The 24,596-nt window shown below is 61.8% G+C and carries 22 protein-coding genes; 15 read left to right on the top strand and 7 right to left on the bottom strand.

What is annotated here, in order from left to right; genetic code table 11:
* The first annotated feature begins 267 nt into the window (after positions 1 to 267).
* The 3 genes from ACP7BY_RS18900 (at position 268) to ACP7BY_RS18890 (ending at position 3,121) form a co-directional block, all read left to right on the top strand.
* Positions 268 to 684 carry a DUF2493 domain-containing protein gene (locus ACP7BY_RS18900; protein ID WP_006022592.1) on the top strand — a complete coding sequence of 139 codons (417 nt, stop codon included), beginning with the start codon at positions 268 to 270 and terminating at the stop codon, positions 682 to 684.
* 46 nt (positions 685 to 730) lie between these two features.
* Positions 731 to 2,497, top strand: coding sequence for an NRAMP family divalent metal transporter (locus tag ACP7BY_RS18895; RefSeq protein ID WP_006022591.1), 1,767 nt, complete (start codon positions 731 to 733; stop codon positions 2,495 to 2,497).
* A 171-nt stretch (positions 2,498 to 2,668) separates the two neighbouring features.
* Complete coding sequence (locus ACP7BY_RS18890; protein WP_137903084.1) at positions 2,669 to 3,121, top strand: hypothetical protein; 453 nt, start codon at positions 2,669 to 2,671, stop codon at positions 3,119 to 3,121.
* A 362-nt stretch (positions 3,122 to 3,483) separates the two neighbouring features.
* Here ACP7BY_RS18890 and ACP7BY_RS18885 read toward each other — a convergent pair whose 3' ends face one another.
* Complete coding sequence (locus tag ACP7BY_RS18885) at positions 3,484 to 3,672, bottom strand: hypothetical protein (protein WP_124810154.1); 189 nt, start codon at positions 3,670 to 3,672, stop codon at positions 3,484 to 3,486.
* Between the two features lie 391 nt (positions 3,673 to 4,063).
* On the opposite strand from ACP7BY_RS18885, the gene trbB reads away from it, so the two are divergent.
* The 11 genes from trbB to ACP7BY_RS18830 all read left to right on the top strand — a co-directional run bounded on the left by trbB (position 4,064) and on the right by ACP7BY_RS18830 (position 13,913).
* Entirely contained in the window at positions 4,064 to 5,080 is a 1,017-nt protein-coding gene (gene trbB / locus ACP7BY_RS18880; RefSeq protein WP_024343194.1) for a P-type conjugative transfer ATPase TrbB, read from the top strand.
* Positions 5,077 to 5,409, top strand: coding sequence for a TrbC/VirB2 family protein (locus ACP7BY_RS18875; protein ID WP_006022586.1), 333 nt, complete (start codon positions 5,077 to 5,079; stop codon positions 5,407 to 5,409). Before trbB ends, ACP7BY_RS18875 begins: the two co-directional genes overlap by 4 nt.
* On the top strand, positions 5,409 to 5,690 hold the full coding sequence (locus ACP7BY_RS18870; protein WP_006022585.1) for a VirB3 family type IV secretion system protein: 282 nt from the start codon (positions 5,409 to 5,411) through the stop codon (positions 5,688 to 5,690). The genes ACP7BY_RS18875 and ACP7BY_RS18870 overlap by 1 nt, the downstream gene beginning before the upstream one ends.
* Positions 5,691 to 5,703: 13 nt before the next feature.
* Positions 5,704 to 8,142 carry a conjugal transfer protein TrbE gene (gene trbE / locus ACP7BY_RS18865; RefSeq protein ID WP_006022584.1) on the top strand — a complete coding sequence of 813 codons (2,439 nt, stop codon included), beginning with the start codon at positions 5,704 to 5,706 and terminating at the stop codon, positions 8,140 to 8,142.
* Positions 8,139 to 8,900, top strand: coding sequence for a P-type conjugative transfer protein TrbJ (gene trbJ, locus ACP7BY_RS18860; RefSeq protein WP_006022583.1), 762 nt, complete (start codon positions 8,139 to 8,141; stop codon positions 8,898 to 8,900). Before trbE ends, trbJ begins: the two co-directional genes overlap by 4 nt.
* 10 nt (positions 8,901 to 8,910) lie before the next feature.
* Positions 8,911 to 9,312: a putative entry exclusion protein TrbK-alt gene (gene trbK-alt, locus ACP7BY_RS18855; RefSeq protein ID WP_006022582.1), complete on the top strand. Its 402-nt coding sequence runs from the start codon at positions 8,911 to 8,913 to the stop codon at positions 9,310 to 9,312.
* A 1-nt stretch (position 9,313) separates the two neighbouring features.
* Complete coding sequence (gene trbL / locus ACP7BY_RS18850) at positions 9,314 to 10,669, top strand: P-type conjugative transfer protein TrbL (RefSeq protein WP_006022581.1); 1,356 nt, start codon at positions 9,314 to 9,316, stop codon at positions 10,667 to 10,669.
* A 2-nt stretch (positions 10,670 to 10,671) separates the two neighbouring features.
* Positions 10,672 to 11,355, top strand: coding sequence for a conjugal transfer protein TrbF (trbF, locus tag ACP7BY_RS18845; RefSeq protein WP_006022580.1), 684 nt, complete (start codon positions 10,672 to 10,674; stop codon positions 11,353 to 11,355).
* Entirely contained in the window at positions 11,352 to 12,419 is a 1,068-nt protein-coding gene (gene trbG / locus ACP7BY_RS18840; protein WP_006022579.1) for a P-type conjugative transfer protein TrbG, read from the top strand. Before trbF ends, trbG begins: the two co-directional genes overlap by 4 nt.
* Positions 12,420 to 12,529: 110 nt before the next feature.
* The gene (locus ACP7BY_RS18835) at positions 12,530 to 13,672 is read left to right on the top strand and encodes a TrbI/VirB10 family protein (RefSeq protein ID WP_080655011.1); all 1,143 of its coding nucleotides are present in this window, start codon (positions 12,530 to 12,532) and stop codon (positions 13,670 to 13,672) included.
* Between the two features lies 1 nt (position 13,673).
* Positions 13,674 to 13,913 (top strand): DUF2274 domain-containing protein, encoded by a 240-nt coding sequence (locus tag ACP7BY_RS18830; RefSeq protein WP_006022577.1) that lies wholly within the window; start codon positions 13,674 to 13,676, stop codon positions 13,911 to 13,913.
* Here the strand turns inward: ACP7BY_RS18830 and ACP7BY_RS18825 are convergent.
* The 6 genes from ACP7BY_RS18825 to mgtA form a co-directional block, all read right to left on the bottom strand.
* Positions 13,846 to 14,805 carry a LysR family transcriptional regulator gene (locus ACP7BY_RS18825; protein WP_024343196.1) on the bottom strand — a complete coding sequence of 320 codons (960 nt, stop codon included), beginning with the start codon at positions 14,803 to 14,805 and terminating at the stop codon, positions 13,846 to 13,848. The genes ACP7BY_RS18830 and ACP7BY_RS18825 overlap by 68 nt on opposite strands.
* A gap of 311 nt (positions 14,806 to 15,116) precedes the next feature.
* Positions 15,117 to 15,749, bottom strand: a complete 633-nt coding sequence (locus tag ACP7BY_RS18820; RefSeq protein ID WP_006022575.1) for a response regulator transcription factor — start codon at positions 15,747 to 15,749, stop codon at positions 15,117 to 15,119.
* Positions 15,749 to 16,813: a sensor histidine kinase gene (locus ACP7BY_RS18815; RefSeq protein WP_006022574.1), complete on the bottom strand. Its 1,065-nt coding sequence runs from the start codon at positions 16,811 to 16,813 to the stop codon at positions 15,749 to 15,751. The genes ACP7BY_RS18820 and ACP7BY_RS18815 overlap by 1 nt, the downstream gene beginning before the upstream one ends.
* Positions 16,814 to 16,903: 90 nt before the next feature.
* Positions 16,904 to 17,602 (bottom strand): MgtC/SapB family protein, encoded by a 699-nt coding sequence (locus ACP7BY_RS18810; protein ID WP_006022573.1) that lies wholly within the window; start codon positions 17,600 to 17,602, stop codon positions 16,904 to 16,906.
* A gap of 87 nt (positions 17,603 to 17,689) precedes the next feature.
* Entirely contained in the window at positions 17,690 to 19,849 is a 2,160-nt protein-coding gene (locus tag ACP7BY_RS18805) for a carbohydrate porin (protein WP_006022572.1), read from the bottom strand.
* Positions 19,850 to 20,410: 561 nt separating this feature from the next.
* A complete protein-coding gene (mgtA, locus tag ACP7BY_RS18800; RefSeq protein WP_006022571.1) occupies positions 20,411 to 23,125 on the bottom strand; it encodes a magnesium-translocating P-type ATPase in 2,715 nt (904 codons plus the stop codon).
* A gap of 981 nt (positions 23,126 to 24,106) precedes the next feature.
* Between mgtA and ACP7BY_RS18795 the strand changes: the two genes are divergently transcribed.
* The gene (locus ACP7BY_RS18795; protein WP_156186937.1) at positions 24,107 to 24,571 is read left to right on the top strand and encodes a hypothetical protein; all 465 of its coding nucleotides are present in this window, start codon (positions 24,107 to 24,109) and stop codon (positions 24,569 to 24,571) included.
* The last annotated feature ends 25 nt before the right edge of the window (positions 24,572 to 24,596 follow it).

Below are 24,596 nucleotides of genomic sequence, written 5' to 3'. Positions count from 1 at the left end.
CCACGTGAGTGGACCATGGCCAAGGCACAGTTCGCCGTCATCTTCGGCGAACGCTTCATCAGGGCCATGGCGGCGTAATGTTCAGCCGCCCGCCCGCACACGAAATTCCTGACACTCCCAAAAGCTTCCTAAGCCGCGTCGGGGAACGACTGATCCCGCCCCGGTCAACGACAGCTCGGAAGGAAATCGCGTACCTGCGCCCTGCATCACCGCCAACTCGCGCGCACCAGCACCGTGTCCCGAAGAGCAGCCCGAAAGGACACGGCCATGCGCCTCCTAGTCTGTGGAGGACGTCACTTCGAGGACGCCGAGATGGTGCATCACGAACTAACTGCACTGCATTGGCGAAAGCCAATCAGCGTTGTGGTCCACGGCAGCATTGCAGGCGTCGGCATCATCGCTGAGGCGTGGGCGCGTCGCCATGGGATCGCTGTGGTGCGTTACCCGCCAAATTGGGAGTTTTACGGCAAGAAGGCCGAAGGGCTGCGCAGCGATTTCATGCTGACAGACAGCCGACCCGACTTTGTCGTGGCTTTCCCAGGGGGGCGCCACACCGCCGATCTCGTCCAACGGGCAATCAACGTCGGGCTCGCCGTGCTCGCCATTCCGCCCAACACGGCTGGAGCTTGCCCAGTCGCAAAGCATCCGCCGCAGCGGGGCCAGCCAACAACCGCTTCGCTCTGATCCAGTGAATTCACCCAAAAACGAGCAAAACTCAACGGAGTTTGAAATGTCCGATACCTCTGCGACATCGCTTGAACAAATCGAATTGGCCTCAAGCGCGCCCGCTGTCCTGGATAGCGCGCATATTGGCGACATCCACGGCGCGTTCGGCACCATCCGGCAGCACGACACCGGTGTACGAAAGACTTGGCGGGCTAGGCTGGCGACCTTGATGGCAATCGTCGGCCCGGGACTGATTGTCATGGTCGGCGACAATGATGCCGGCGCTTTTGGAACCTATACGCAGGCAGGTCAGAACTACGGCACCTCTCTGCTGTGGACGTTGATGCTCTTGATCCCGGTGATTTACGTGAATCAGGAGATGGTGTCACGGCTAGGTGCTGTGACGGGCGTTGGCCATGCACGACTGATATTCGAACGTTTCGGAAAGTTCTGGGGTGCCTTCAGCCTTATAGACCTAGTTCTTCTCAACGGACTAACCATTGTAACCGAGTTCATCGGCATCGTATTCGCACTCCAATATTTTGGTTTGCCAAGAGTTCCGGGACTGATTGTCGCGGCGGTGCTCATAGTGGCCGCCGTCAGCACCGGAAGTTTCAAGCGGTTTGAACGCTTCGCGATGGTTTTGGTCTTTGGCAGTCTGTTGCTAATACCTGTGCTCCTCGCCATCCATCCACCAATCGGTGAGATCGCCCATGGACTGCTCGTGCCGCAATGGCCCGCTCACTCCGACATGGCGGCAGTCATGCTGCTTGTCATTGGCATCGTTGGCACGACCGTCGCACCTTGGCAGCTCTTTTTCCAACAAAGCTATGTTGTCGATAAGCGGATCACGCCCGCCTTCAACGGCTACGAGAAAGTCGATCTTTGCCTCGGGATCCTCCTGGTAGTAATCGGCGCCGTTGCCATGATGGCGTTCTGTGCCGCATTGTTTGCCGGACGGCCGGAATTCGGCAATTTCACGGATACAGGTGCGGTGCTTACGGCGCTGGACAAATATGTGGGTCCATATTCGGCGACGATTTTTGCAATCGCTCTTTTGGATGCTTGCCTCATCGGCGCAGCAGCCGTCTCGCTCTCGACGTCTTATGCGATCGCCGACGTCCTCAGGGTGAGGCACTCATTGCATCGCAAAGTCACGGATGCCATCGGATTCTACGTTGCTTACGGGATTCTCATATTCATTGCCGCAGGCCTTGTTGCCTTCGCAAGTGATGCGCTGCTGGGCCTCTTTGTCAGTGCCGTGCAGGCTCTCGCTGGCGTGCTGCTACCAAGTGCCACGGTCTTCCTGCTCCTCCTTTGCAACGACAAGGCGGTTGTCGGCCCCTGGTCCAACGGTCCTAAGCTCAATGTATTCACCGGAGCAATAATCTGGTCCCTTGTGTTGCTCTCGATCATCCTCACCGTGGCGACCGTCTTCCCAGATGTGGCTGACAGCACAATTCTGAAAATACTGATTGGCGGCTCTTTGCTGGGGCTTTGCGGGTTCGTCTTTTCGTTCGCAGCACGCAAGCGTAGTTATGACGTGCCCGCTGCCGCATATGGCAACGATCAAGATCACCGCTTCGCCAAGATGACGATGCTCGAGCGCCGGAACTGGCGCATGCCGCCGCTTAATCGGCTGCCTGCCCTGCATATGACGTTGATGACGAAGGTCTGGATGGGCGTGCTACGCGGCTATCTTCTGATTGCTGTCGCGCTGATCGGCTTCAAGGTCTTCGTCGCCGCGACCGGCGTCGAGGTCAGCATCCCCCAGATCGGCGGAACGCCAACCAGCAACGACGCTGCTACAAGCAATACCGGCTCGAAGTAGCACGCAAGAAGGCGGGTGACGACGTTGACGCACGGGCGCGAGCACCGACATGTCCGCAATAGCCTCGCGGACGTTGCTATACCCCGCGTCGTCGCCTGCCAACCAAAACGAAAAGGAAACAATCTGAATAGACAAAACTCTTTTGTTCTAACTAGCTGATGGGGGCGCCTCATGTCTGAACAATTCAAGACTCTTCCCGGACGCATCCAGGCGCTTTCCGATGCAACTTCTTGTAGTTCTTTTTCGCTGACCTCAGTCGAGCAGACCAAGGGCTTTCAGATTATCGCTTTTGTCGACAGCTGTTTCGGCGATTCTCAATGCGAGATCGATGCTTGCGGATTGATCGCCGCTATGCTGATCGCTTTTGCCAAAGCGCGCAGCGATCCGTTCACGTTTCATTATTTTGCAACGCGTGCTCTCCATGACGGACTAGAACGTTGCATCGCTATCCTTGTCCAACGCGGCGAAAGGCTGCCCGTTGTCGCCTATGCGCTCATCGCAAATTATATCCGCTGGACGGCTCGACGCCGAGAGATGGCTTTAGCCGCGGCGTTTGAGCGTCTGCGCCTTTATCCGACACTTCCAAACATGTTGATCTGGCCGCCGAAGCGCACGCCAGGATAGCGTGCCAGCGCCTGAGATTCATCGAACAAAAAAAAGCCGTGGCAGATTTTCTCAAAGGAGACGCAAAACAATGAGTAATCAACTATCGCATTGGCCTCCGCCACTTCGGATCCGCCTTCTGCTTTTTGTGGTGTCTCGCATCGAACACTTTCTCCTCTTAAGGTGTCCGAAAGGTCGCATCAGGCGATTGGGATTGGCTTGGGTCGACCAGATTCATGCGCGCGTGCGCAAAAAGCTCAGCCGTGCAGAGCTACCCGAAACGCGTTGATGTTTCTTCCGCGTTCGATCGCGCGTCAAATAGCCTTGAATCAGCGCTGAATGGTGAGGAAGCCTACAAATCTCTTTCCGCGCCGATCGGTCCGTCACCGTGATCTATAATCGACGAGGGCTTCATTGCGCCGCGCCGGTGTTAAACTGTCAAGGAGGGCGTTGGCCTTCTCAATTACCTTGCTGCCGATCTCGCGCTGTTGCCCTTGATTGGCTTTTCGGGCGCCCTCGGCGAACACCGATTCCGCGGGGAGTACCGCCGCAGCAAATGCGGCGGCGGCCAAAACCGATCTAAGAAACATAGGCTACTCTACTCGGCTGGGGTTCATGGCTGCAAAGATGCTATCGTACGTACCGTCCCGTTCAGCCTAACGCCGTGCATGATCCCGATTAAGAAGGATCTCACCCCCCGGATGATCTCCGCGATCGAGGATGTCCATCACCTCCACAACAAATGCATTGAGCGGTCATTGTGCGAGGATCAGACGCTTGCGCAGAGCCGGTCAAGCTCCGCGAGCGTATTGGCGTATCGTGCGTCCGACACCGCCGTTCTCCTGTATTTGCACGCTACACTACTACGTCGATGAATCTTTGTTGAATCGCCCCGAAATCTGGCCCCTTTAATCATCCCCGTCTGGGGAAGGACTGTATCGGCCCCGATAGAAACGGGGCACTATGACAGCATCACACCACAATTCGGAAGGCCTCGCGCGCGGCGCAAGGATGCTGCGCACTGCGCTCGGTCCTGCAATCGCGCGCTATCTTGATGACGCCAGCATCGTCGAGGTGATGCTCAATCCCGATGGGCGCCTCTGGATCGACCGACTCTCCGAAGGACTTTCCGATACCGGTGAGCGGCTGTCACCAGCGGACGGCGAACGTATCGTTCGCTTGGTTGCGCACCATGTCGGAGCCGAGGTTCATGCTGGTGCTCCTCGGGTATCCGCAGAGTTGCCTGAAACCGGCGAGCGGTTCGAAGGCCTGCTGCCACCCGTCGTCGCTGCCCCCGCATTCGCGATCCGTAAGCCCGCTGTCGCGGTGTTCACGCTCGACGACTACGTCGCGGCCGGCATCATGTCAGCGACGCAGGCCGAGATACTCCGCCGGAGTGTCTCCTCACGCGCCAACATCCTCGTCGCCGGCGGGACATCCACCGGCAAGACGACGCTGACAAACGCGTTGCTCGCCGAAGTTGCGAAGACCGCCGATCGCGTCGTCCTCATCGAAGACACCCGCGAACTGCAATGCGCCGCGCCGAACCTCGTGGCGATGCGAACAAAAGATGGCGTTGCCTCACTTTCCGATCTCGTTCGCTCTTCGCTGCGTCTGCGGCCCGATCGCATACCCGTTGGCGAAGTGCGCGGCGCCGAAGCGCTCGAACTGCTCAAGGCCTGGGGCACCGGCCATCCTGGCGGGGTCGGCACCATCCACGCCGGCAGCGCGATCGGCGCACTGCGCCGCATGGAGCAGCTCATTCAGGAGGCAGTCGTCACGGTCCCGCGCGCATTGATCGCGGAAACGATCGACCTCGTTGCCGTCCTCTCCGGTCGCGGGTCCGCGCGGCGACTCTCCGAACTCTCGCGCGTCGAAGGCCTCGGTCTCGACGGCGACTACCGCATCGCGCCGGCCACCACGGATGGCGACGGCAGCTCGAGCTTGTTCGTCCCAGCACCTGAAGGAGAAAGCCTGTGATCCAACGCCTGCGGCGCGCGCGCCATCATCTCGTCTTGACCGTTTCCATCGCCACTCTGTCGGCGGTGATGGCAGCCCCCGCTCACGCTTCCGGTTCGTCGATGCCGTGGGAACAGCCTCTCCAACAGATCCTGCAGTCGATTGAAGGTCCCGTGGCGAAAATCATGGCGGTGATCATCATCATCGTTACCGGCCTGACGCTGGCCTTCGGCGATACCTCCGGCGGCTTCCGCAGGTTGATCCAGATCGTGTTTGGTCTCTCGATTGCCTTCGCCGCGTCGAGCTTCTTCCTGTCGTTCTTCTCGTTCGGCGGCGGGGCGCTGGTCTGATGACGGGCGCTGTCGATCAGGGCGGCGACGTCCCAGGCTATACCGTCCCCGTTCACCGGGCACTGACCGAGCCGATCCTGCTCGGCGGCGCCCCACGGGCTATCGCCATCATGAACGGGACGCTCGCTGGCGCGGTCGGCCTAGGGCTTCGCCTCTGGCTGGTGGGGATCGCGATCTGGGCGATCGGCCACGTCACCGCGGTGTGGGCTGCCAAGCGCGATCCGCTCTTCGTCGACGTTGTGCGCCGCCATCTGCGCGTCCCCGCACACCTTTCGGTCTGAGGGGAGCGCGGCCATGATGAACCTTGCCGAATATCGCAATCGCAACAGCCGCCTGGCCGACTTCCTCCCCTGGGTCGCGCTGGTGGGCTCCGGCATCGTCCTCAACAAGGACGGCAGCTTTCAGCGCACCGCGCGGTTTCGCGGCCCCGATCTCGACAGCGCCGTACAGGCTGAGCTAGTCGCCATCGCCGGCCGCCTCAACAATGCGTTCCGTCGCCTTGGATCAGGCTGGGCAATCTTCGTCGAGGCGCAGCGGCAAGCTTCGAACCTCTATCCCGACAGCCGCTTTCCCGATCCCGCCTCGGCGCTGGTCGACGCCGAGCGCAAAGCGGATTTCGAGGAAGCTGGCGCACATTTCGAGTCGAGCTATTTCCTGACCTTCACCTATCTGCCGCCGGCCGAGGACGCCGCGCGCGCGGAATCCTGGCTCTATGAAGGCCGGGAAAAGTCGGGCCTCGACCCCAACGAGGTGATGACCGGGTTCGCCGATCGCACCGATCGCATCCTGCGCCTGGTCGAAGCCTTCATGCCCGAATGCCGCTGGCTTGATGACGCGGAGACGCTCACCTATCTCCACGGCTGCGTCTCGACCAAACGGCACCGTGTCCGCGTCCCCGAAACGCCGATCTATCTCGACGCGCTGCTCGCCGACCAGCCGCTCACCGGCGGGCTCGAGCCGCGCCTTGGCGCGTCGCATCTGCGCATCCTCACCGTCACAGGCTTTCCAACGGCGACGACACCTGGCCTGCTCGACGAGCTGAACCGTCTCGCATTTCCGTATCGTTGGTCGACGCGGGCGATCCTGCTCGACAAGACCGACGCGACCAAGCTGCTGACCAAGATCCGCCGGCAATGGTTCGCCAAGCGCAAGTCGATCGCCGCGATCCTCAAGGAGGTAATGACCAACGAGGCGTCCGTCCTCGTGGACACCGACGCCGCGAACAAGGCCGCCGATGCCGACATGGCGCTCCAGGAACTCGGCGCCGACTATGCCGGGATGGCCTACGTCACCGCGACGGTGACGGTGTGGGACGAGGATCCGCGCGCTGCCGACGAGAAGCTGCGCCTCGTCGAGAAGGTCATTCAGGGCCGCGACTTCACTGCCATGGCCGAGACGATCAACGCGGTGGACGCCTGGCTCGGATCATTGCCCGGCCACGTCTATGCGAACGTCCGCCAGCCGCCGATCTCCACGCTCAATCTCGCCCACATGATCCCGCTGTCGGCGGTGTGGGCGGGGCCGGAACGGGACGAGCATTTTGCAGCGCCCCCACTGCTCTTCGGCAAGACCGAAGGCTCCACCCCGTTCCGGCTTTCGCTTCACGTCGGCGACGTCGGCCACACGCTGATCGTTGGCCCGACCGGCGCGGGCAAGTCGGTCCTGCTGGCGCTGATGGCGCTGCAGTTCCGACGCTATGCTCGCGCCCAAGTCTTCGCCTTCGACTTCGGCGGCTCGATCCGCGCGGCGGCGCTCGGCATGGGCGGCGATTGGCATGACCTCGGCGGCGATCTCAGTGACGGCGCGACCGATAACGTCAGCCTTCAACCGCTCGCCCGCGTTCACGACGTGCCCGAGCGCGCCTGGGCGGGCGACTGGATCGTATCGATCCTGACCCGCGAGGGCGTGGCGATCACGCCCGAGGTGAAGGAGCATATCTGGACGGCGCTGACCTCGCTGGCATCGGCGCCCGTCGAGGAGCGCACGATCACCGGCCTGGTCGTGCTGCTCCAGTCGAACGATCTCAAACAGGCGCTCAGGCCCTATTGCGTCGGCGGTCCCTACGGCCGGCTGCTCGACGCTGAACGCGAGTATCTTGGCTCGGCGTTCGTTCAAGCGTTCGAGACTGAGGGGCTGATCGGCACCGGCGCGGCGCCGGCGGTTCTCTCCTATCTCTTCCATCGGATCGAAGATCGGCTCGACGGTTCGCCGACTCTTCTCATTATCGACGAAGGCTGGCTGGCGCTGGACGATGACGGTTTCGCCGGCCAGCTCCGCGAATGGCTGAAGACGCTGCGCAAGAAGAACGCCAGCGTCATCTTCGCCACGCAATCGCTCAGCGACATCGACGGCTCGGCCATCGCGCCTGCCATCATCGAAAGCTGCCAGACCCGGCTTCTGCTGCCGAACGAGCGCGCGATCGAGCCGCAGATCACGGCGATCTATCGGCGCTTCGGCCTCAACGACCGCCAGATCGAGATCATCGCGCGGGCAATGCCCAAGCGCGACTATTACTGCCAGTCGCGGCGCGGCAACCGCCTCTTCGAGCTCGGTCTGTCCGATGTCGCGCTCGCTCTGTGCGCCGCGTCATCGAAGACCGACCAGGCGGCCATTGCCCGCATCGTCGCCGAACACGGCCGCGACGGCTTCCTCGCCGCATGGCTCGATCACCGTGAGGTCGGTTGGGCCGCCGATCTCATCCCCACGCTCACCAACAAGGAGACGTCCCAATGAAACTGCGCAATTCCCGCGCAGCGCGTTTTGCTGCCGCGCTGCTGACCGCTCCCGTCGCGCTCGCGCCCATGCTGGCGACGCCCGCTCACGCCATCATCGTATTCGATCCCTCGAACTATGCGCAGAACGTGCTCACGGCGGCGCGATCGCTTCAGCAGATCACCAACCAGATCACCTCGCTTCAGAACGAAGCGCAAATGCTGATCAACCAGGCACGCAACCTTGCGAGCCTGCCGTTCTCGTCGCTGCAACAGCTTCAGCAGTCCGTCCAGCGCACGCAGCAGCTTCTCAACCAGGCGCAGAATATCGCCTACGACGTCCAGCAGATCGACCGGATGTTCCAGCAGAAGTACGGGAACGTCTCGCTGTCCGCTTCGGATCAGCAACTCGTCACCGATGCCCGCTCGCGCTGGCAGAACACGGTCGGCGGCCTGCAGGACGCAATGCGGGTGCAGGCGGGCGTCGTCGGCAACATCGACACCAATCGCACGCAGATGTCGGCGCTGATCGGCCAGAGCCAGGGCGCGACCGGCGCGCTGCAGGCGACGCAGGCCGGCAACCAACTCCTTGCGCTCCAGGCGCAGCAACTCGCGGATCTCACCGCCGTCGTGGCGGCCAACGGCCGGGCGCAGGCCTTGCAGTCGGCCGAGCAGGCCGCCGCCGCCGAACAGGGCCGCGAGCAGCGCCGGCGTTTCCTGACGCCGGGCTCGGGCTACCAGCCCGGCAATGCCCGCATGTTCCCGAACAGCGGCAACTGAGGCTGGCACGATGGACGGCAAGACCCTCGCTCGCGTCGGCGCCATCGTCTTCGTCGCGGTCGCCATCACGGCGACCGCGATCGAGATGAACCGCAAGGACGTTTCGACGGACGTCCTCGCGACGCAGGGCCGTCCGGTCACAACATCGGATCCTCTCGCCGCCGAATTGCTTCGTTGTTCCGAGATCGGCGAGGCCGGCACGCGCGATCCCAATTGCCTGAAGGCATGGGCAGAGAACCGGCGCCGCTTCCTCGGCCAGCCGGCCCCCGTTTCATCACCATCGCCGGTTGCGCCGACCACGCTGTTTCCAAGCGCGCCCGCGTCGGCCGCTCCCATCCACAAAGACAGTGCGCCAGCGGACGTGACCGGGCCTGCGATGCAGGCCGAGCCCGCTCAGCCAGAGGTTCGCTGACATGGGCGGCACCGGTGTCATCGACCATTTCCTCGAGGTCTTCACTCGCTACATCGACGGAGGATTCGGGCTGCTCGGCGGCGAAGTCGGTTTCATCGCCACCACCTTGATCGTCATCGACGTCACGCTCGCCGCGCTTTTCTGGTCATGGGGCGCCGACGACGACATCATGGCGAGGCTGGTCAAGAAGACGCTCTTCGTCGGTGTCTTCGCCTACCTGATCTCCAACTGGAACAATCTCGCCCGCATCGTCTTCGAGAGCTTCGCGGGCCTCGGCCTGAAGGCTTCGGGAACGGGCTTTGCCGTGAGCGATCTCATGCGCCCCGGCAAGGTGGCGCAGACTGGTCTCGATGCCGGCCGGCCGCTGCTCGACTCCATCTCCAGCCTGATGGGCTACTGGTCGTTCTTCGAGAACTTCATCCAGATCGCCTGCATGTTTTTCGCCTGGGCGCTGGTGCTGCTGGCGTTCTTCATCCTGGCGATCCAGCTCTTCGTCACCCTGATCGAGTTCAAGCTGACCACGCTCGCCGGCTTCGTCCTCATTCCCTTCGGCCTGTTCGGCAAATCGGCGTTCATGGCCGAGCGCGTGCTCGGCAACGTCATCTCCTCCGGCATCAAGGTGCTGGTGCTCGCCGTCATCATCGGCATCGGCTCGACGCTGTTCTCCGAGTTCACCTCGGGCTTCAACGGCGCAACGCCATCGATCGACGATGCCATGGCGATCGTGCTTGCCGCGCTGTCGCTGCTTGGTCTCGGCATCTTCGGTCCCGGCATCGCTAACGGCCTCATCTCCGGTGGCCCGCAGCTCGGCGCCGGCGCGGCCATTGGCACTGGTCTTGCCGCCGGCGGCGTTGTCGCAGCAGGCGCGGCCGCTGCCGGCGCCGTCGTGACAGGCGGCGCTGCACTTGCTGGCGGCGCTGCCGCCGCCGCGCGTGGCGGTGCAGCCCTCGCCGGTGGCGCCTCCACCGCCTACAGCCTCGGCGCGGCCGGCCAGGCCGGCGCATCCGGCGTCGCGTCGGGTCTTGGCAGTGTTGCCAGCACCGGCGCGAAGGCGGCCGTCTCACCGCTGAAGCGCGCAGCCGGTCGTGCCGCCGACAGCCTGAAGCAGAGCTATCAGGCCGGTGGCCAGGCCGCGACGGAGATCGCCACCGGCGCATCCGGTGCTGCGACGACCGCCACCGCGGAGGCCGCATCTCCCGGAGCTGCGTCTTCCACCAGCGACGGGCCGCCGGCCTGGGCGAAACGCATGAAGCGCTCGCAGCAGATGTCCCATGGCGTTCAGGCCGCCGCCCACGCCGTGCGTAGCGGCGACAGCCATGGCGGCGGCTCCTCCGTCAACCTCTCCGAAAGCGACTGACCATGTTCAAGCGACCATCCACCCACTACGGCAAAGCCCCTCAGCCCGAGACTCCCTATCAGCGCGCCGCTCAGGTCTGGGACGATCGCATCGGCTCCGCCCGCGTGCAGGCCCGTAACTGGCGCTACATGGCCTTCGGATCATTGGCCCTCGCGGGCGGCCTTTCGGCCGCGCTGGTCTGGCAGTCCGCCAACGGCTCGATCGTGCCTTGGGTAGTGCAGGTCGACCGGCTCGGCCAGGCGCAGGCGATCGCGCCGGCGACCGCCGACTATCAGCCAAACGATCCGCAAATCGCCTTCTACCTCGCGCGCTTCATCGAGCAGGTCCGCTCGATCCCGTCCGACGCCATCATCGTGCGGCAGAACTGGCTGCGCGCCTACGACTTCACGACACAGGGTGGCGCGCTCGCGCTGAACGATTATGCGCGCGCCAACGACCCCTTCACCAAGGTCGGCAAGCAGCAGATCGCGATCGAAGTGTCGTCGGTGATCCGCGCCTCGCCGTCGAGCTTCCGCATCGCCTGGATCGAGCGACGCTATCAGGACGGCTCACTGGCCTCCACCGAACGCTGGTCCGCGATCCTCACCGTCGTCGTGCAGCCCCCACGCGACGCCGACACGCTGCGGAAGAACCCACTCGGAATCTACATCAACGCCATCAACTGGTCGAAGGAGCTTGGACAATGACGCCCGCACTCCGCAAAGCCGCCCCTTGGAGTGCAGGGCTCCCGGCTTTGCTCATCCACGTAGTTCCGGTTTTCCGCAAATCCGCTTTGCCGGGAATCTTGCTCGCCGGTTCGGCGCTGGCAGGGTGCGCCACTCACACCCCGCCGCCGGAGATTTCCTACGACAATGCGGTGCCGGCTGTGCAGACCTCCGATCCGCCAGCGCCCGTCCGGGTGGTGGAGCTTCCCAAACCGCTCCCGCTGCCTGGTCAGTTGAAGCCCATCGGCAAGGACGGCAAGCCCGAGCCGGAACCGTCCGATCCCGCCGCGCGCGTCAACCAGGCCAATGCCGCAGCGCGCGTCCAGCCCGTCCGCAACGGCTTCATCAACTCGATGCAGGTCTATCCCTTCGTCGATGGCGCGCTCTATCAGGTCTACGCCTCGCCGGGGCAGATCACCGACATCGCGCTTCAGCCCGGCGAGCAGCTCGTCGGCTCCGGTCCTGTCGCCGCTGGCGACACAGTGCGCTGGATCATCGGCGATACCGAGAGCGGCGTTGGCGCGGCCAAGCAGGTCCATATCCTCGTGAAGCCAACGCGGGCCGAGCTGATGACCAATCTCGTCATCAACACCGACCGGCGCACCTATCACATGGAGCTGCGCGCGACGCCATCGACCTATATGGCATCGGTGTCTTGGCAATATCCGCAGGACCAGCTCATCGCGCTGCGCCGCCAGAACAGCCAAGCCGAGGCCGCGCAGCCGGTGTCGGGCGGCATCGATCTCGCCCGTGTCAATTTCCGCTACGAGGTGACCGGCGACCGCGCACCGTGGCGGCCGCTGCGCGCCTTCGATGACGGCAAGCAGGTGTTCATCGAATTCCCCCGCGGCATCGGACAGGGCGAGATGCCGCCCTTGTTCGTGGTCGGACCGGAGGGCGACACCTCCGAGCTGGTGAACTATCGCGTGCGCGGCAACTACATGATCGTCGATCGACTGTTCGCCGCCGCCGAACTGCGGTTCGGCGCGGGCAAGAACCAGAAGCGTGTCCGCATCTCCCGCACCGACGGGAGGCCGGCATCGTGAGCGACGAACGCGATCCCGAAAAGGAGGAAGGCCGGACGCCCGGTTCGGCGCCCCAGCCTCAGCCGACCGACGACGACGCTCGGCCGCTGACCGGCGAGCCGGCCGCGACCATGCGGCTGCGCGCCGAGCCGCCGCGTGTGACCCGCCTGTCCCGCAAGGTGCTGGCCGGTCTGGGTCTTGCGGCAAGCCTCGGTGTCGGTGGGGCGCTGATCTATGCGCTCCAGACTCGTCACAGCGGCCAGGGTCAGGAGCTTTACTCTACGGACAACCGCTCGACACCGGACGGTCTGGCTGGATTGCCGAAGGATTATTCCGGCGTCCCGAAGCTCGGCCCGCCGCTGCCCGGCGACCTCGGTCGCCCGATCCTCAACGCGCAGAACGGTGGCACAGTGCCGCCGATCGGCGCACCGGCATCAGGTCCGACGGGACCGAGCCCCGAGGAACAGCGCCGGGCGCAGGAACTGGAGGCGGCTCGGACCGCACGGCTGTTCGCATCCACCGAGACTCGGCCCGCTACGGCTGGAGCTTCGACACAGCCGACTGCGACCGCCACGCCGTCGGCCGATCTCGCCAGCCTCGGCCTTGCGCCGCAGCCAGCGACACCCTCCGCGCAGGATCGTCAGCTCGCATTCCTCAATCAGACGCCCGACAAGCGCACTGTCTCGCCGGATCGCGTTGCCGCGCCAGCGTCGAAGAACGTCCTGCAGGCCGGCGCCGTCATCGCGGCCGCGCTCATCACCGGCATCCGCTCCGACCTGCCGGGTCAGATCACCGCACAGGTGACGGAGAACATCTATGACAGCCCGACCGGCAAGATCCTGCTTGTGCCACAGGGCACGCGCGTTATCGGCCAGTATGACAGTGGCGTCGGCTTCGGTCAGAGGCGCATACTTCTCGTCTGGAACCGGCTGATCTTCCCCAATGGCCGCTCCATCGTTCTGGAGCGTCAGCCTGGTGCGGACGCCGAGGGCTATGCGGGCCTTGAGGATGGCGTCGACTATCACTGGGGCGAACTGTTCAAGGCCGCTGCACTTTCCACGATTCTGAGCATCGGTGCGGAGGCGGGCTCGTCTGGCCAGGACAGCGATATTGTGCGGGCGCTGCGACAGGGTGCCTCCAATAGCGTCAGTCAAACCGGCCAGCAGATCGTCCAGCGCCAGCTCAACATCGCACCGACCCTCACCATCCGGCCAGGCTTGCCCGTCCGCGTCATCGTCACCCGCGATCTCGTTCTCGAACCCTACGGAGGCTGACATGACCAAGCTGAAATTGGGAGCGATCGTCGACGACAAACCGGTGAAGGTCACGGTGGAGTTACCGGCAAGCCTGCATCGCGACCTAACGGCCTACGCAGAAATTCTCGGCCGCGAAGCGAGGCAACCGCCGGCCGATCCCGTTCGCCTCATCGCTCCGATGCTGGAGCGGTTCATAGCCACGGATCGGGGATTTGCGAAAGCGAGGAAGTCAAAAGAACTGCCGAAACCGTCTGAATGATTGTGGCGGCAGCCGAGCGCGACATTGAACGCGCAAGACTGAGGAGGCGGCGCCAGGCCGGGTTATCATTCCGCGGCGACCACACCGCGCAGAACGGCAGAACCTCGCCGGCAAGCTGCCGATAGGCAGTTCCCGGAAACTGAGCCGCCGTCCCGGCCTCGCTCATGACCGTGACGCCTTGGCCGATCGCCACAAGCGACAGGAGATTGTCCCTCCCGACGTATTGGGTATCGATTTCTGGGTGACGCCCAAGATCGGCGAGGCGTTGAACCAAATAGTCGTGAATTTCCGATCCAGGGGCACCGTCACTTACAATGAATCTCTCGTCCACAAGATCACGCCAGCCAAGCTCCGATTTCTCAGAGAGAGGATGATCGCTGGGAAGTACGGCGAATACTCGCTCGGACCAAAGTTGCTCTGTTTCACAGTCCGACCACTGTGTGGTTCCCGTGATAAAAGCCACATCGAGTTGAAGTCGCCGGATCGAGGCAACGTGATCCGCAGGATCGCCGTCAAAAAATTCGACCCGTACACTTGCATGCTCCTTGCCGTAGGCTCCCAGCAGATCGGACAGGAATCCAGACGCGAGCGACGAAAAGATGCCGACCTTGATATGCCCCCGCTCGGAGCGACCTATGGCGGCCACATCCTTCGCGCCGCAGTCGATCTGTTGAAGTGCTTTGCGTGCTCGACGCACAAACTGCTGTCCTGCCAACGTCAGGCAGACGCCGCCGTTGTGCCTCTGAAATAGGGAAGCGCCGAGTTCGTCTTCGAGATCGCGAACGCGACGGCTGATCGCCGATTCCTGTATTCCCAAGGCCAAGGCCGCCTTTCGGAAGCTGCCATATTCGGCCGCCGCAAGAAAATACCGGATCTGGCGGAATTCAAGCATCGGTCAATTGCGACCGAGATCTATTCGAAATGATTCCTGGCCTCGCGACGGTCCATCGTCCGCTCGTTGCGAGCATCGCTCTGTAAGCACCATCTACCACGACCATCGCGCCCCGACCGCAGCTAAGGCAAGACCTCCCGATTCTCACCCTAGAATAGACGGCTACAGACGCTCATTGGCCGATGATCTTATATAGATTCGATATACCAACGTATCTTCGAAATATACCGTGTTCTGAAAGGGGGGGGGTGGCACGCCCGCGCAGATCGCGCACCAGTTCGCGGTGCAGGGGCTCTCCTCTCAGTCGAGATTCAAACGCTCAAACTGTCCGACATTCTAACAAGGTCAATAATCGTCTTGGCCTGCATCTTCTGCATGAGATGGCTACGGCGAACCTTCACCGTGATCTCGCTAACATTCAGGTCGGCGGCGATTTGTTTATTGAGGAGGCCCTTTACAACGAGCTTGAAAACGTCTCGTTCGCCGGGCGTCAATGTCTCCCAACGCGCATTCAAATCCAGCGAACGCGCTTCGCTCTCGCGCCTTCGCCGGTCTTTTTCGATCGCTTGTTGGATAGCATCCAGCAGGTCTTGGTCGCGAAACGGCTTGGTCAAGAACTCGAAGGCGCCATTCTTGATGGCGTTCACGCCCATCGTGATGTCCCCATGTCCCGTGATGAATATCGTCGGCAGATGAATGCCGTATTCAGGCATTTGCCGATGAAAATCGATCCCGCTTTGTCCGGGCATTCTCACATCGAGCAGCAGGCAGCCGGGCGCGTCCGGCATGGAGCTTTCCAGAAATTCGGCAACCGAGCTATACGAGCGCACCTGTAGCCCAACGGATGCGAGCAAATCTTCGAGCGCGGCGCGAACGGACCGATCGTCATCGATGACATAGACGATGGGCTGCGGCCGCGAATCCGCCGTCGGTTCATTTTTCATCAGGCTGCCTCCATGTGGCGCGGCAGGCGCACCTCAAATACGGTCCCGCCTCCAGGGACTGGAGCCGCGGAAATCTGTCCGCCATTCGCTTCAACGATCGTCTGACTGATGGTAAGGCCAAGACCCATGCCTCCCTCTTTCGTCGTCCAGAAGGCGTCAAAGAGGTGCTCACGAGCTCCCGGCGCCAGACCGGTGCCGGAATCGGCCACCGCGAGAACGATCGCATCCCGTCCATCCTGCGAGGCGGCAATTCGCAGACGACGCTCGGGCAATGCGCGGTCCGACATCGCCTCGGTCGCATTGAGGACGAGATTGCTGATGACCTGCTGGATCTGGACCCGATCGGCAAAAACGCGAGGTAGGCCGTCATGCAGGTCCAGTTGCAAGGCGACGCCGCCACGCTCGATCTCGCCGCGCGACAAGGTCGCGATTTCCATGACAGCTTCCCTGAGGTCGAATGGTTGTCGGCGCGGCGCCTCGCCCTTCGAAAGGGCGCGAATGCGCGCGATGACCTGGCTTGCCCGGTTGGCATCGCTGACGATGCGGTCGAGCGCGAGGCGGGCCTTGTCGAGATTTGGCGGCTCCTGGGCAAGCCATCGGGTGCACGCGCCGCCGCTGGCGACGACGGCAGCCAGGGGCTGGTTGACTTCGTGCGCGATCGACGCCGACAGTTGACCGAGCGTCGTGACCCGCGCAATTCGCAAAAGCCGATCGCGCGCCTCCAGCGCCTCGGCCTTCGCAGCCACCATCCTTAAACTGAGATAGGTTGTAACGCCGATCGCAACGATACTAATCCCGGTATTGACGATGCCGACCTCATACGCACCGGAGTGGGTCAAGAAAAAACTGATCAGGGTCAGCGCGACACAAATGCAAGCGAGGGCCACTACAGCCGTGCCAGACAAGATGCGTGTCGCAACGAGAATGACCGCTGTGTAGAATACGGCCGCTGCGATGGCGTAGTCCGTGACCGTATCGGCGATAAAAATGCCGGCCATCGCAACGCCCATCGCGATCAACGTCAGCGCCGATCCGGGACGTATATCATTGGCGATCTTGAGCATTGTTCACCTTCTCGATCAACTTACCTACTTTCAATATTCTTCCCTGGAGAATCTACTCCGCCGTGTACCTAGATAACTATTGCTTCTCGGTCACTCGCCTGGCTCGAACCGCCACCGAGCAGATGTTACCAGCGGCTCCAGACTGAGACGACCGATAATCTGTTCCAAAAGGCGATCCTGCCGAGTGTCGGCTCGCACTGTCGCGCTCACCTGGACTCGGTTTGTGTCCTCGATATTCGTGCTTTCGAGGTCGCGGATGTGCAGCGCACCGGCGAGATCGCGAAGAAGAAGCGCCCGAACATGCGCCTCAGCCTCTCCATGGCAGATGATGCTGATCGCATATGCGCTGTCCAACGGGCTTGCGGCGAATGACTGGCGCTCAACGAGGCGCACGAGCGGGCGCAGAACTGCGTTGACGGCGATGACGAACGTCGTCGCAATCAATGCATGAAAGAAAAATCCGGCCCCACACAGCGCGCCGATCGCGGCGGAGCACCACAGCGTCGCGGCGGTGTTGAGCCCGCGCACATTCAACCCTTCCTTGAAGATGATGCCGGCGCCCATAAAGCCGATGCCGGAAACAATCTGGGCCGCAACGCGCGTCGGGCTCGCCTCGCCGGGGAACAGCCCGGCAAAGAGGACGAAGATGGCCGCGCCGAGCGCGACGAGGGTATTGGTTCGCAGCCCGGCCAGGCGCTGGCGCCATTGCCGTTCGAAGCCGATCAAGCCGCCAAGAAGGAATGCGCCCCCGAGCGTGAGTGCGGTGTGGCCAAGGCTTTGCCAATCCATCTGAATGTGTTCCCATCTCGTTGCGTCGGTCGCGCCCTCCCGAGGCGCAAGCCCGCGCTATTGCTGGAATTGCCACTCCACTCGCTGTCAGAATTCGGCGTGGGCGCGAAGCGACAGAATCGAGGCTGGTCCGCGGTCGGCGTTGTAGGCGGGGTTTGCAACAAACTGATAGTCGAAGGTGACGGTGCTCCAGCCGTTGACCCGCAAGGCGTAATACGCCTCGACGATCGACTCGTGGCCGTAGCGCAGTCTCCCATCACCGATCAGCAACCCCGTGCCTCCGGCGGCGAGGAAGTTACGATGTGCACTCGAGAGGCCGTTGACCGCAGCACCGACTCCGATCGTGTCCGCAGGCCGTCCCCATGCAGAACCCTTTAGGGAGAAACCACCGGAAATGCTGCGGTCGATGTCCGTGAAGGAGAGGATTTCGGTGCGGCCGTCGTTCCAGCTTGCACGGGCGAAAAGCCCGAGGTCAGCTGTCAAAGCCTGTTCGATATTTCCATAAAAGCCATACTTATTCTGATTGCGGCGCAGGGCCGTCATCGCATCGTTGATATCTGTTTGAGGGCTCGCTTGCGCGAGGTTGATAGCGTCGCGATACGCGCCGGTGTAACCACGGTTGATGAAAGCGCCGATCCGAACCTTACCCGGCTGCCCGAACAGGCTGTGCCGTTCCTCGAACTCGACGGCGCCACCGCCGCCCCCATTGAAGACCAAAACATCACTGTTCGGCTCCCTGGGCACTTGGAAGGCCCCGGCTCGCACAGCCCAATCCTTACGATTCAGCTCGATGACCGCACCGCGCGTCATGCCGGGAAGGTCGGCGGGGAAGTCATAGGCCCCCGACGACCAGATTGCCCAATTCATGAAATCCGCGCGCGGATCCTTGGCATAGGCATTCGCGTCGAAGAAATCGCCAACCGCGAAACGACCAACCGTGACAGTGACGCGATCGATATCGCGTCGCCCCGCCAGTTGCAGGGGGCCGTCTGCGACATCCTCCTGCTCGCCACCAAGACCGAATGTCTGCTGAAGATAGTAGCGCTGTGGCCGAAATTTCGGAAATTCAGCGCCGCCTTTTTGCGCTTCTCCATTTGGAAAGCCTGCGAGTCCGAGCGTCCCGTTCAGCCCGAAGCCTTGGGCTAGCTCGGGATTGAAATAGAACGCACCACCGTCCCAAAGCCTCACGCCAAGAAATGCGTCCGCGGTCCACGTCTCACGAACTTGCCCACCACCGGGCAGGCTGGCGCTGGAAGCGTAGGGGGAACGAATCGCGGGATAGCCTTGGGCGATGAATGTGGTCTGGCCATGAATATTCCAGTCCGGCGACATTTCGACAGTTGCCGGTGGTCTTGGGAGTGTCGAGGCCACATCGCCCAGTCGGTAGTTCAGGCCAAGCGTGAACCTCTGGGTTCGGGGGCGGACGGACACATCGCGCAGTCCGGCACCATCGAGTCGATAGGTCGAGGAAGCCAGATCGAGGTAGTCGTACTGGACGCGTGCCGTCCATGGTCCGCCCAAGGCCATTTCGACACCTGCGCCTGCCGTCCACCCAGCGTGCCAGCGCCCCAGTTTTGACAAAACGCTGCCGTCATCGCCATTGATGTCGACGTTCGTTCGTGTCCAAGCGAGGCCTCCCGTTGCATAGGGGAGGAATGGGCCAAAAGCATAGCCGATCCTGCCACGCACCGTCCCCACGACATCCAGGGATGTGTTGAAGGGAGCCGGTATCCGTCGCGTCTCATCGGGCGGGCTCACAAAAGTGACATCGGCTTCCGCGCCGAGCACCCAACGATCGCTGGCCTGAAAGTTGTAGCCTCCCTGAAAGCCGCCGATCATTCCTGTCACCGTAGGCGGCAGGCCAACGGACTGATTCAAGACGGGGTTCGTTCCCGGGCCAAGGCTGCCAGCCCCGAAACCGGTGTGTCCGCCAAAATAGACGCCCGACCAGTCGGGCCCGCCCGATTCCACCTTATTGTCACGCGAGGCCCCCGGTGCCTTCGTTGGCATCGCCAGGATGGGTTGCGGTCCACTAGTGTTGAGCCGTGCCGCATCCGGATGGCCGGGAGTCGTTTGAAGTTCTTGCGCGTGCGCTTTGGTTACCTGAAGAACCGCTACAAGACCGAGCGCCAGCAAGTAGAAAGCGATCACCATCAGTCGGCAAAAAAGAACCCGACGACGCCTGAAAACCTTCAGTCCGGTGGTGATAGTGAAATTGGGAAGTCCGTGGGTCGTAAAATAAGTCATGGGCTACTCCTGGCGTCGGGTTGCGAGAGCGCCCGGCGCCAATAGCCGCGAGCTGCCCTCCTAGTTTTCTCGTGAATTCAAGCGGCGCGAGTTGTTGGTCGCGCCGCGACTAGATGGGTCGTCCATTTGAAGCTCCTTGCTGATCGAAGTCCGGTTCAGGTCCGGGCCTCGTGCTTTGGTTCCATGCAAGCGATCGTTTTGCGCTTGTGTGGCTCACCAGCGGCAACGCCGCATTCGCGATATCGCCGCTCTGTTCAACCGTGCGCCGCAACGCAGCAGGAATCTGAGCTTGAAACCGTCCAGCAGACGGCGACGAGCAAGGTGAACGGCCGCATGCGTCACGAACATCGCCAAAACCGCCAAAGCCCAACACAAACGTCTGTCCAACCGATTCCGAAGCGACGACCTGGCATCGCCCGGCTCGCGATTGTGGGGCGGACGCGGCGCTTGTCGCCTCGGCGGTGGCGGCCCTTGTCGCGGGCAGTCTCCAGCCTGCGGCGGCGCAAATCTCAGGATCAACGGTGATGTGGACATGATCAGGACCTCTCATGCGCTTGGCCGTCAGAACCATTGTCCGAACCGGCGGATGTAGACGGTCTTCATCAGTTGAGCGACGAGGCAGTAGCAGAGCAGCGTTCCGGCCAGCCACGGGAAGTAGGCGATAGGCAGGGGCTGCAATCCGATGGCTGCTCCCAGCGGAGAGAACGGCAAATAGATCCCCAGTACGCAGATGACGCTCGACATCAGCAAGACCGGCAAAGCCGCTGTGCTGTTGACGAAGGGAATCTTCTGGGTACGCAGCATATGGACCACGAGCGTTTGAGAAAGCAGGCCCTCGATGAACCAGCCCGACTGAAAGAGCGATTGATGCTCCGGGCTATTGGCGGCAAAGACGAACCACATCAGAGCGAACGTCGTGATGTCGAAGATCGAGGACGTCGGCCCGATCCAGATCATGAAACGACCGATATTCTTGGCATCCCACTTCCGCGGTTTGCTGAGAAACTCCTTGTCCATGTGATCCCAAGGCAGCGCCAATTGGGAAATGTCGTACATCAGGTTTTGCACGAGCAAATGGATCGACAGCATCGGCAGGAACGGAATGAATGCGCTCGCCACCAGCACTGAAAACACGTTTCCGAAGTTCGAGCTGGCGGTCATGTTGAGGTATTTCATGATGTTGCCGAAGGTTTCGCGCCCCTTCAGCACACCCTCCTCAAGAACCATCAGGCTCTTCTCGAGCAGGATGATATCGGCCGACTCCTTCGCAATATCGGCGCCGCTATCGACGGAAATGCCGACATCGGCATCGCGCAGCGCCGGGGCGTCATTGATGCCGTCACCGAGAAATCCGACGGTATGACCGTTAGCCTGAAGCGCCTGCAATACACGCGACTTCTGGAGCGGAGTGAGCTTCGCGAAGATCGTCCGCTCCTCGACCAAAACGCGAAGCGCGGTGTCGTCCAATTTTTCTATGTCGCGCCCGAGTACGGCTTGGCCCGGTTCAAGTCCTACTTCACGGCAGATCTTGGCACTCACGACCGCATTGTCGCCCGTAAGAACCTTGACCTTGACGCCATGCTCCGCGAGCGCAGCGATTGCTGGTCCAGCCGTCTCCTTTGGCGGGTCGAGAAAAGTAAGGAACCCCTGAATCGTGAGATCGGCTTCGTCCGCGATGGCATAATGCGTCTTGGCCTCGGACGCCACAAACCCTCGGGTGGCGACGACCAGCACACGGAATCCGTCCTCGTTGTACGCCCGAGCCATCGCAGCCAGATTCTTGCGCTCAACGTCACCAAGGCGGATCAGATCTTTGCCTCTTCTGACGTGCGTAGAGATCGACAGCATCTCCTCAACCGCGCCCTTGCAGATGAGCAAGTGATCTCCGTCCTCGCCCTCGACGACCACTGAGAGTCGGCGGCGCACGAAGTCGAACGGAAGTTCATCGACTTTTCGGTAGCTCGCGGCCGTGTTCGTGATGGCTGGCTCCGCCCCGGCGAATCGCACGACGGCCTGATCCATCAGGTTCTTCACGCCGCTCTGGTGGTAGCTGTTCAACCAGCCCAACCGGAGAACGTCAGCGTTGGGTTGCCCGGTAACGTCGACGTGGTGCTCCAGAATGATCTTGTCCTGAGTCAGCGTGCCGGTCTTGTCCGTGCAGAGAACATCCATCGCGCCGAAGTTCTGAATGGCGTTGAGTCGCTTCACGACGACTTTGCGCCGCGCCATCGCTACGGCGCCCTTCGCGAGGTTCGAGGAAACGATCATCGGCAGCATTTCGGGGGTAAGTCCGACGGCGACGGCAAGGCCGAACAACAGCGCTTCCACCCAGTCGCCTTTGGTCAGGCCGTTGATGACAAAGACGACAGGAACCATGACGAGCATGAAGCGGATGAGCAGCCAGCTCACACTGTTGATGCCGCGATCGAACGCCGTTTGAGCGCGCGATCCGACGATCGCCTTGGCTAACGATCCGAAATAGGTGCGAGCACCCGTGGCAACGACAAGCGCGGTCGCCGTGCCGCTCACGACGTTGGTGCCCATGAAGCAGACGTTGGGCATGTCGAGCGCGTTCATTTCGCTGGACGCTACGCTCGCCGCGGACTTCTCGGCGACAGACCCGAGCGTGTCATACTTCTCAACAGGGATGGCCTCACCGGTGAGCACTGCCTGGCTCACAAACAGATCGCGGGATTCGATCAGCCTCACGTCTGCCGGGATCATATCCCCTGCTGAAAGACGCACGATGTCGCCGGCGACGATCTCTCGCATCGGGATTTCGAATGCTTCGGGATTTGACGTTGCCGATCCTCGACGAAGAACCGTCGCCGTCGTGCGGACCATCGCCTTCAGAGCTTCGGCCGCAGCGCTCGATCGGTACTCCTGAACGAAGCGCATCAAGGCGCTGGCAAGCACCATCACGATGATGATGGTGACTTTTGTCGGATCCGCATCCTCGCCATGTTGAAGCCGAAGCCAGATGTCCGTTACAGCGCTGATCCCAGCCAGGATCAGCAGCACTGCAATGAACGGATTCTTGAAAGCGCCAAAAAACTGAACAACCGCTGGCAGGCGTCGCTCTTGCGCAACCTCATTGGGGCCGTCTTTTGCCAGCCGTTCGATCGCATCTCGGGCAATCAGGCCGTTGCGGTCGCCTTTGACGTTTTCGAAGGTGTCATCCAACCCATTCTGGGCTTCACGGACCGCCTTCATCGACAGCTTGCGTTCGTCTTTTCCGCGCGGCTTGAGAGCCGCCTTGAGGATGGGGGCATTCATTGGATGAATCTCCTGCCGCAAGCGCCGAGACCATGCGCCTCTCGGCACGGTCTTCGGCGCTTGGGGTCTTGGTCGGCTGAGGGGATAATGAAACCGATGCATCTTCACGACGCTCGGCATTCGGACCGCGCTTGAGCAGCGCAGCCGCTCTTCACCAGGGAGGGTCCGCACCTTCGCGCGACCGTGCGATTCTGCGCGAGTACGGATTGCCGCCCCGGCGGGGGTGAAGCCCGTCCAGGCCGGCGGACACCAGAACCATCGCCGTGCTGGCCTTATGCAGCGTGAGGGAATGCATCACACGCCTCACGCCGCAAAGCGACCATGCTGGTAAACTGCAAGAAGGAGTCCGGCGCGCTCGATCAATCGGCGCAACCCGCCGCCCGTGTCTGGTTCGGCGTCAAGCATCCAGATGCATTCGAGCCGACCGGTCTCGCCATTGACACGCCACGCCGCGACCAGTCGAGTCCGGTTCGTGCGGGGAGACTTCGTGAAAGGACGGTCACGCTCGCATCGCGGGTCGGCGAATGCGGGATTGCGTTTCGGCGAGGCGATCCGCGAAACGCGGAGCGAAGCCGGCAGAGTAAAAAATTGGAGAGTCATGTCTCACCTCCGTGACGAGCCGCTCGGCCGTCACAGGCGAGACTGATGATTCAGACTCGCGAGAACGACCTGAGCGGCACGCTTGCTCGACTACTGTCGCTTGGCATTGCTCGTTGATCCTCATGCGTCGGCAGCGGGTTGGAGCCGCTAGATGACATTGGCTGGATATCACCGTCATTCCTTGAGTGACAGTGTCTTGCGGGGTTGATCCGATATACAAAACAATATCCGGGATATACCATCGTATATTGTAAGGTCTTCGGCGATAACTACCTGCGCAATATCAAGCCGCTTAGACTCACCGGACACGGGCGCGTCGACTTCACTAGCGATGTGATCGCTCTGATTTATTTCGATCCGAGGTCTAGTGTGGGTATCGATATGGTTCTTGTCGAGCGCATCGTCGCGCGAAGCCCTCGTCTTCGGCGATTGCTTTATTCGTTGTCCTTAACCTTTCTGAAAGCGGCGTTTCGGTTTCGCCGCACGGGCTTGGATGCCTTTGCCCGACCGACATTGCGTTTATCGCAGTGTCTCTTTCGTACTGCCTCTTCGCGGATACGACGTCGTTATGCAGCCGAGCCGAAAATGACGTCGGACTCGCGCTTTGTGCTCCGTCGCCTTTCTCTCAAACTTTTGATCGTGCTGATCTTTGCCGGTGCTCAAAGCCCGCTGCCCTGGGGATTCGGGAAAGCGCTTACGATGATGCTGTTTATGAGCGCGGCTATCAGCTGTGCCTTGGCCCTCATGAACCACCAACGATTCAGATTGGGAGTCTTGAGCTACTGGGACGAATCTTTGGCCTTTGTCCTGCTCGGCCAAACCGCGCGGATGGTGTTTCTACGTTGAAGTATTGCGAGTGCGCTATGCCGGG

The organism is Sphingomonas sp. PSPC2-2 (genome assembly GCF_049897725.1).
Taxonomy (GTDB): domain Bacteria; phylum Pseudomonadota; class Alphaproteobacteria; order Sphingomonadales; family Sphingomonadaceae; genus Sphingomonas.
This window is presented reverse-complemented; position numbering and strand designations above follow the sequence as displayed.